The 1680-nt window shown below is 74.8% G+C and carries 2 protein-coding genes and 1 pseudogene; all 3 read right to left on the bottom strand.

The window, feature by feature from the left end; genetic code table 11:
• Positions 1 to 17 precede the first annotated feature (17 nt).
• The gene (locus SGR02S_RS19195) at positions 18 to 1022 is read right to left on the bottom strand and encodes a hypothetical protein (protein WP_156483143.1); all 1005 of its coding nucleotides are present in this window, start codon (positions 1020 to 1022) and stop codon (positions 18 to 20) included.
• Positions 1023 to 1101: 79 nt separating this feature from the next.
• Positions 1102 to 1248, bottom strand: a complete 147-nt coding sequence (locus tag SGR02S_RS20165; RefSeq protein WP_156483142.1) for a hypothetical protein — start codon at positions 1246 to 1248, stop codon at positions 1102 to 1104.
• Between the two features lie 94 nt (positions 1249 to 1342).
• Positions 1343 to 1680: pseudogene (locus tag SGR02S_RS20335) on the bottom strand (siroheme synthase); the annotation flags it as partial.

Genomic DNA, 1680 nt, shown 5'->3' with positions numbered 1-1680 from the left:
GGCCCACCCCGCTGCGGCTAGCGAACAAGTTCGCAAGCCTCGCTGCCCCTCCCGCTTGCGGGAGGGGACGGATAGAGCGCCAGCGTCGCGGCGGCAGCGGCACGGACCTCCGGGTGCGGGTCGGCGGCGGCCATGCGCGCGAGCGGCGCGCGCGCGGCGGCAGGGTCGAGCGCGATCAGTTCGCGCATCGCGTTCCAGCGCGCGGCGAAATCCTCGCTGGCGGCTTCGGCGGCGAAGAGCGGCGCGGCGTCGGTGCGGTGCATCGCACGAAGCAGCGCGAGCGCCATCTGGCGAAAGCTGCTGTCGCGGCGCGAGGCGGAGACATGAGCGAGCCGGCCGCTCGCGACGTCATAGGCGCGGATCGGCAGGGGCGACGGCGGCTGGATCGCAACCTGGAGCATCAGCACGTCACCGCTGCCGCCGCTGAGGCCGAAGGTCTCGCGCGCCGAATCGAGCCGGATCGCCTCCCCCGCGCGCAACGGCCGCGGGTCGGTGCTACGGCAAGGACTCGCTCCGGCGGCGGTGAAGGCGCCCGCTTCCTCTGCGGCGCTGACCGCGACGCGGTGGAAGCGGAGCATCGCGCCGCCGTCCGCGAGGATGCGCGTCACCGAACGGCCGGGGACGAACAGCGCGGTCGGCGCCCCTTCGTGCGCGGCGGCATCGAAGGGGCGGAGCAGCAGCGTCAGCCGGATCGCGCCCGCTTCGGCGAGCAGCAGCCCGCCGAGCGCGCCGCCGCCGACCGGGCGCAGCGGCGGGCGCGCGAAAGCGTCGGCGGCAAGCAGGCCCAGCGCCTCGCCGAGGCGCGCGCGCAGCCAGTCGATGTCGGCAAGCCACGGGGCCAGCGCCGCGATCGCGGCTTCGGGCGTCGCTGCCTCCTGCGCCCGCATCGCCGCGAGCAGGCCGTCCGGGGCGAGGTCGCCCGCGCGCCACGCCGCGTCGAGTGCGCTCGCGGCGGCGTGGCGGCGCCGGCGGCGCACTTCGTCGCAGCGCGGGAAATGATCGTGCCGCGAGCGCAGCATCATGCCGTGGTCCATGGGGGAAAGGGCGCGCGGAAAGGGCGCGCGGCGGCACGGGAAAGGCGGCGCCGCCGCGCGCAGGCGCTCAGTCGTAGATGATCAGGACGACGGTGACGGTGACTTCGAACACCGACGATCCGGGCGTCGATTGCATCGGCGCCAGCGATCCGAACAGCCCGACGGCGGTGTCGAGCAACGGGATGCTGTCGATGTCGATGGCCTCTACCCCCATATGTCCCTCCCTGTTGCAGGCGGCGCGTCTGCCGCACGACAAGGCTTAGGAAACCGGGCAGCGGGAGCCAGTTAACTTATTGTAAGGTAGCGCTTCACCGCGCGAAGGCGATCCACAGCGACAGGCCCGGCGGCGGCGCGGCGGGCGGCGCGTCGGCGGGGTGGCGCACGGCATCGGCGCGCGCGCGGTCGAGGATGGCGGACGGAACCGCGGGGTCGTGAAAGACATGGTCGGCCTCGCCCAGCAGGCGCGCTGCGCGCAGCGTCAGGTCGTCGGGATCGGCGCCGGTCAGGCGAATGGTTTCGAGCCGCGGCGCAGCGGCGGTCTGCGGCACCGCGAGCCACGCCCCGACGCGATCCGCCGCATCGGCATCGAGCGGGTCGAGCGCGCCGCCCGGCGCCAGCGCGGCGTCGATCGCGCGGCGGCGGTCGG

The organism is Sphingopyxis granuli NBRC 100800 (assembly GCF_001591045.1).
GTDB lineage: Bacteria > Pseudomonadota > Alphaproteobacteria > Sphingomonadales > Sphingomonadaceae > Sphingopyxis > Sphingopyxis granuli.
This window is presented reverse-complemented; position numbering and strand designations above follow the sequence as displayed.